Here is a 6,308-nt window from a genome sequence, read left to right on the forward strand (position 1 = left end):
TATTGATTACGAAACGATGGGAGAATCATGTTGTATGTCCAATCATTATTTTTTTGCTATTCCTATACCATCGAATATTAAAGAACAACTGTTTCAATGGCGATTGCAATATGAGCGGCAACTTTCCTTTCGAACGTGGATACATAAAGATGATTATCATATAACGCTTGCTTTTTTGGGAGAAGCAACTACAGACTTATCTGCTTTTCAACTGAAGAACGTTCCTGTATCCCGTTTTTCTCTAGGGATAGAAGGCTTATATACATTTGGAATGGAACATCGTCCGCGTATATTGTGGGCGGGAGTTGAGCATTCATCAGAGATTATTACTTTGCAAGCCTATGTACAAGATGTGTGTGAAAAGCTCGGATACCAGTTAGATAAACGACCCTTTCAACCACATATAACACTTGCTAAACGTTGGATACATGCACTACCTTTTGAGAATAAGATGCCGATTAATCCCTTAAAATTTACGGTGGATCATTTCTCTTTATTTGTTACTCACATGGAAGAAACGCCAAAGTATGAAGAATTAGCTACATTTCCTCTTTTATAGAAATCATGAGATAATGAAAACGTTTACGAATAAAGAGAATATAATGTAGTATAAAAAGCTTAAATAACCGATGTTTTGCTTATTTGAGTTAGAGGATGGTGAACACAGCAATGATTAAAGTCGATAACGTATTTGAAGCATATTTAGATCGGATGGACTTTATTACTATTTTGCTGCCGAAATCGTATGGTGCTTCAAGTTCTTTTCGTCTCAAACACCATAAATTAGAATGGAATCTTATCATACAAAATATTATTGAATTCCCAGAATTCACAAAATATGAATGCAAAATAGAAACGCCTTTAGAAATTGGAGAGACGTATGTTGTTGTGGATGAACGCAATAATGAAATCGAGTTGCACATTGGAGCTGTTATCCGAACTGAACAATTTGATGACATCTATTTTTATGACGGAAATGATTTAGGTGTTACATTTTCACCAGACAAAACCGTATGTAAAGTGTGGGCTCCTACTGCTACAAAAGCAAAAGTACGTTTTTATGATTTAAGTGGTTTTAGAGAGTATGAAATGGTTCGAGAGCGTAATGGAGTTTGGACCGGGGAGATTGCTGGAAATTGCGAGGGAACGTATTATACGATTTGTGTGTATATTAATCATAAGTGGCGAGAAGCAATTGATCCGTATGCGAAGGCTGTATCAAGTAATGGAATCTACGGAATTATTATTGATATAGAAAAAACGAGAGGGCAGGAAAATGAAATTATTTTGCCTCCATGTCCATTAACGGATGCAATTATATATGAAGCACATATACGTGATTTTACTATTCACCCTGACAGCGGAATTGTTCATAAAGGAAAGTACAAAGGTCTTACGGAAGAAAGAACGAAGGGGCCTGAAGGAACAAGTACAGGGTTAAGTTATTTAAAGGAGCTGGGTATTACTCATCTTGAATTATTACCATTTAATGATTTTGCTGGGGTGGATGAGTTATTACCACAATTAAGTTACAATTGGGGTTATAATCCGTTGCATTATAATGTACCAGAAGGAAGCTATGCAAGCGACCCAGAAAATCCCTATGCACGGATATTAGAAGTAAAACGGATGATCCGTAACCTTCATAAACATGGAATTCGTGTGATTATGGATGTGGTCTATAATCATGTTTACATTCGGGAAACATCTTCCTTCGAAATGCTTGTCCCAGGATATTATTTCAGACATAATCATGATGGAATGCCTTCAGATGGGACAGGAGTTGGAAATGATATTGCTTCTGAGAGAAAAATGGTTCGTAAATTTATTAAAGATTCTGTATTGTACTGGTTAAAGGAATATAATGTTGACGGATTCCGATTTGATTTAATGGGAATTTTAGATATAGATACAATGAATGAAATTCGTCATGAAATTGACCGTATCAAACAAAATGTTATCCTTCTTGGTGAAGGATGGGATATGGATACGCCGTTAGCATTAGATAAGAAGGCGACACTTCGTAATGCTGCAAAGATGCCTAATATTGCGCAGTTTAATGATGCATTTCGAGATACGGTGAAAGGGAGCACATTCAATAGCTATGATCGTGGTTATGCACTAGGAAATGGAGATCATATCGAGCATATGAAAATGTTTATTGCAGGGAGTATTCCTATGCAGTTAGACAAAAACAGTCCATTTCTGGAGCCTTATCAAACCATTAATTATGTAGAATCACATGATAATGCCACTATGTGGGATAAATTGATAAGTAGTAATAGCGACGAAGATGAGCATATTCGAAAGAGACGGCACCGCTTAGCAACTACCATAACACTTCTTTCACAAGGAATTCCTTTCTTACATGCTGGTCAGGAATTCTTCCGAACGAAGAAAGGGGTAGAAAATAGCTATAATTCACCTGACTATATTAATCAAATTGATTGGGAACGTAAGGAACTGAATTTACATCATGTAGAATATATTAAAGGAATCATTGCTATTCGTAAAATGCATGGTGCTTTTCGGTTAACGTCGACTGATTTAGTACGAAGGCATTTACGGTTTCTTCCGGCTCCTGATTCAGTAATCATGTATGAATTATCAAATGTGAAAAAATATGGATCATGGGAACATATTTTAGTTATATTTAACAACACAATTTATAAAAAAGAAATTATACTTCCTGACAGCGGAGAATGGTCGGTACTTGCTGATAATGTGGCAGCATCTCCTGTTGAAATGTATAAAACACAAGGACCAGGAATAACAGTATTTCCGATTAGTTCATATATATTGACAAAAGGGTGACAATTCTTTACTTGACGATATGAAACGAATAAAGGTAGAATTGTCAGAGGTAGCTATTCTGGTATGAAAGCCAAAATAGCTCTCTTTTTTGTCAGGGAGTTAGATGATAATAACACGTTTCTATTATGGAAATGAATAGAGATACATGAGTATAGTGCTTTTCGCTAAATCTTCTTCTAAAGCAGTCTTATGGCTAAAAGTACTGTGGGCTGCTCTGTAGGGAAGAAGTAGTGCCAAGAGCTAATAATAAAAATCACCAAAAGGAATTGTTGATAGATAATGGAAACGGAATGGTTAGAACAATTACTAGGAAAAGAGTGGGATATAATTCCTGCTGGCGGTGCTACTGGTGAGGCATATTTTGCTGAACAAGGGGAACGAAAGCTATTTTTAAAACGAAATTCCTCCCCATTTCTAGCGGTCTTGTCAGCAGAAGGAATTGTTCCTAAGCTGCTATGGGCAAAGCGTATTACGAGTGGAGATGTTATTTCAGCTCAAGTATGTTTAAGAGGTCGAAAGCTTGAACCGGAAGACATGAAGAAGGAGAGAGTAGCTCTCCTTCTTAAGAAAATTCATATGTCAGATGCCTTGCTACATATGATTGAAAAACTTGGAAAAACACCGCTTAAAGCTAGTCAACTTTTGCAACAAGTACGTGATTCGTTGGATGAAGAAGTGAACCAAAAGGAGCCTGTTAGGCAGGCATTACAATATTTACAAGAATCACTAGAAGGAATACAGTGTGATCATGTATCGGTATGCCATTGTGATGTGAATCATAATAATTGGATGTTATCAGACGATGATCAACTGTATTTAATTGATTGGGACGGAGCAGTCATTGCAGATCCTGCTCTTGATATTGGTATGCTACTCCACTTCTACATTCCAAGGGAGGAATGGGAGGATTGGCTAAAAAACTATGGAATGGAGCTTACCGATTCTTTGCTCCGTCGCATGAAATGGTATGTGGTAGCCCAGTCCATCATTTCTCTCCAATGGTATACAAAGAAGAACAAGCAATATGAAATGGATTATTGGCTTACTTATTTAAAGCAGCAATTGTCATAATTGTTAGGACAAACTATCCATTCCAGAAATCCATTGTGAAAGTTGATCTTGATGATTAGAAATATGTTCTTGCAAATCAGAAGAATATTGTCCAGCTTGACTGTACTGGTATACGTCAGACAGTACATGCTTCGTTTCATCCGTAATATTATCATTCGTTAGCAACGACTTAATAAGACGTTCTAGTTGTTCACATTCTGAAACTGTACCACAGCAATCGCTTTGTTGGTTTTGTAAAATATCTTTTAAAATAAGTAATTGATGCTCGTGACTGATTGTCATGTTGCAATTCACACCCTTTGTACTCATATTTAACAGTAGTTTTTGTGAGTATCAATCATTTTATTCGTTACTGACTGTAGCATCGTGCTGTTGGTATTATTGGAAAGAGAGGAAGATGTTTCATATGCGCCTGAGATTTAAACCATACGCCAATGAAATGATAGAAAGTCATCCGCAGTTCGTTATTCTTAATCCAGAAGAACATAAAGGAAACTGGAAGGATGTATTTCCAAATCAGAATCCGATTCATGTGGAAGTAGGAACTGGACGAGGTCGTTTTATTTATGAAATGGCAAAAGCAAATCCGACAGTTAATTATATCGGGATTGAAAAATACTCAAGTGTTATTGTAGACGCGCTTGATAAATTAATTGAAGAAGAAGTGCCCAATCTGAAGCTTATTAACAAAGATGCAAAAGATATGACTGTCTTTTTTGAGAAGGGAGAAATTCAACGCTTGTATTTGAATTTTTCTGATCCTTGGCCCAAATCTCGTCATGAAAAGCGTCGCCTAACATATAAACAGTTTTTACACAATTATGAACAAGTTCTTATTCAAGGCGGAGAAATTCATTTTAAAACAGATAACCAAGGGTTATTTGAATATTCGTTATGTAGTTTTTCTCAATACGGAATGATGTTAACATATATAAGTTTGGATCTGCATAATAGTGAAGATACAAACAACATTATGACCGAATATGAAGAAAAATTTTCGAAAAAAGGGAATCGAATCTATAGAGTAGAAGCGAAATTTAAAAATGAGTCTGTGTAATAAACACAGGCTTTTTTTTTGTGGTACAATAAACTCTACTAATTATTTTCCATATTTATCAATAATTAGTAAGTAGGAGGAAAAAAGAACGTATAAATAGGGGAGTGGAGAGTATGGAGACGCTACAAGTGGGGGAAATACGAGTTACATGGTTACAAGGGGGCAATACACATCTGGATGGCGGAGCAATGTTTGGTGTTGTTCCGAAAGCACTTTGGTCTCGCAAATATGAGCCGAATGCTGAAAATCGAATTCTTTTGCGAACAGATCCACTGCTCATTCAGACTAGGGATAGTAATATGCTGATTGACTCTGGAATTGGCAATCAAAAATTAAATGAAAAAATGAAACGCAACCAAGGGGTAACAGAGGAATCACAAGTAGAACAAAGTTTAGCTTTGCTTGGATTATCTATGGATGATATTGATTATGTGTTAATGACACATCTTCATTTTGATCATGCATGTGGATTAACGAAATGGAATGGAACTAACTTTGTTCCTGCTTTTTCTAAGGCAAAGATTATTGTTTCAGAGACAGAATGGGAAGAAATGCAGCAGCCTAACATTCGATCACGTAATACGTATTGGAAAGAAAACTGGGAAAGTATTGTCCATCAAGTTAGTACGTTTAAAGAAAACGTGTATGTTACCGAAGCTATTTCAATGGTTCATACAGGAGGACATAGCGATGGACATGCCATTGTTATCATAAAGGATCATAATGAGACAATGATTCATATGGCTGATATTTTACCAACACATGCTCATCAAAACCCTCTTTGGGTAATGGCTTATGATGATTATCCGATGACAAGCATCTATCAAAAACAAGATTGGATTAAATTTGGAATAAAGGAACAGGCGTGGTTTACATTTTATCATGATGCCTATATGCGTGCAGTTAAATGGGATGACGAGGGTAATGTCATAGAAAGTCTTCCTATTCAAACAAACAACCCCCTCTTACGATAAGGGGGGTTGTTCTTAAGAGGAAATTAACTTTCTGTGACGTCTAAGATTGTTCCTGTGTTGGCATCAAGTAGAAATTCATAGCGACTTTGTTTGTCTCGTGTAACAGTTGTTACACCGCCTCTGTATACATCATAAGCTATATCGTATTTTTCCCACACTTCCGGAACCATGTGGATCCAAGAACCTGTAATTTCACCTTTTTCCAAAAATACTTTTTTTGCCATTTTTAAAGCTTTATCAGCAGAAATATGGCCATTCTGCTGAAGCTGATTTGCCACAAAATATCCGGCAGTAAAGCCTAAACCTACGCCGAGGAGTATGTTTTTCCAATTCATCATTTTCACCTCAAATTGTGCAAATTTCGCTAACAGTACAAGTATAATCGAATTGAC

General features: G+C 36.4%; 7 protein-coding genes. 5 read left to right on the top strand and 2 right to left on the bottom strand.

Translation table 11 applies throughout. The annotated features are described in order from the left end of the window. From thpR to AC11ZT_RS12280, 3 genes are all read left to right on the top strand, one after another. On the top strand, positions 1–559 hold a 559-nt coding region (gene thpR, locus AC11ZT_RS12270), incomplete at its 5' end, for an RNA 2',3'-cyclic phosphodiesterase (RefSeq protein ID WP_484059872.1). A gap of 110 nt (positions 560–669) precedes the next feature. Beyond that, entirely contained in the window at positions 670–2,814 is a 2,145-nt protein-coding gene (gene pulA / locus AC11ZT_RS12275) for a type I pullulanase (protein WP_484059873.1), read from the top strand. 279 nt (positions 2,815–3,093) lie between these two features. After that, positions 3,094–3,885 carry a phosphotransferase gene (locus AC11ZT_RS12280; RefSeq protein WP_484059874.1) on the top strand — a complete coding sequence of 264 codons (792 nt, stop codon included), beginning with the start codon at positions 3,094–3,096 and terminating at the stop codon, positions 3,883–3,885. 3 nt (positions 3,886–3,888) lie between these two features. Here AC11ZT_RS12280 and AC11ZT_RS12285 read toward each other — a convergent pair whose 3' ends face one another. Then, complete coding sequence (locus tag AC11ZT_RS12285; protein ID WP_484059875.1) at positions 3,889–4,167, bottom strand: YtzH-like family protein; 279 nt, start codon at positions 4,165–4,167, stop codon at positions 3,889–3,891. 124 nt (positions 4,168–4,291) lie between these two features. On the opposite strand from AC11ZT_RS12285, the gene trmB reads away from it, so the two are divergent. Then, positions 4,292–4,942 carry a tRNA (guanosine(46)-N7)-methyltransferase TrmB gene (trmB, locus tag AC11ZT_RS12290; RefSeq protein WP_484059876.1) on the top strand — a complete coding sequence of 217 codons (651 nt, stop codon included), beginning with the start codon at positions 4,292–4,294 and terminating at the stop codon, positions 4,940–4,942. 113 nt (positions 4,943–5,055) lie between these two features. After that, entirely contained in the window at positions 5,056–5,916 is an 861-nt protein-coding gene (locus AC11ZT_RS12295; protein ID WP_484059877.1) for a YtnP family quorum-quenching lactonase, read from the top strand. Positions 5,917–5,939: 23 nt separating this feature from the next. Here the strand turns inward: AC11ZT_RS12295 and AC11ZT_RS12300 are convergent, their stop codons facing one another. Further along, complete coding sequence (locus AC11ZT_RS12300; protein WP_484059878.1) at positions 5,940–6,251, bottom strand: PepSY domain-containing protein; 312 nt, start codon at positions 6,249–6,251, stop codon at positions 5,940–5,942. Between the last annotated feature and the right edge of the window lie 57 nt (positions 6,252–6,308).

Source organism: Ectobacillus sp. (assembly GCF_056992975.1).

What these genes read in the sequence shown, in the direction of transcription:
- pulA (WP_484059873.1), top strand. Translation starts at nt 670, where the DNA reads ATGATTAAAGTCGATAACGTATTTGAAGCATATTTAGATCGGATGGAC.
- AC11ZT_RS12300 (WP_484059878.1), bottom strand. Translation starts at nt 6,251, where the DNA reads ATGAATTGGAAAAACATACTCCTCGGCGTAGGTTTAGGCTTTACTGCC.
- AC11ZT_RS12280 (WP_484059874.1), top strand. Translation starts at nt 3,094, where the DNA reads ATGGAAACGGAATGGTTAGAACAATTACTAGGAAAAGAGTGGGATATA.
- AC11ZT_RS12295 (WP_484059877.1), top strand. Translation starts at nt 5,056, where the DNA reads ATGGAGACGCTACAAGTGGGGGAAATACGAGTTACATGGTTACAAGGG.
- AC11ZT_RS12285 (WP_484059875.1), bottom strand. Translation starts at nt 4,167, where the DNA reads ATGACAATCAGTCACGAGCATCAATTACTTATTTTAAAAGATATTTTA.
- trmB (WP_484059876.1), top strand. Translation starts at nt 4,292, where the DNA reads ATGCGCCTGAGATTTAAACCATACGCCAATGAAATGATAGAAAGTCAT.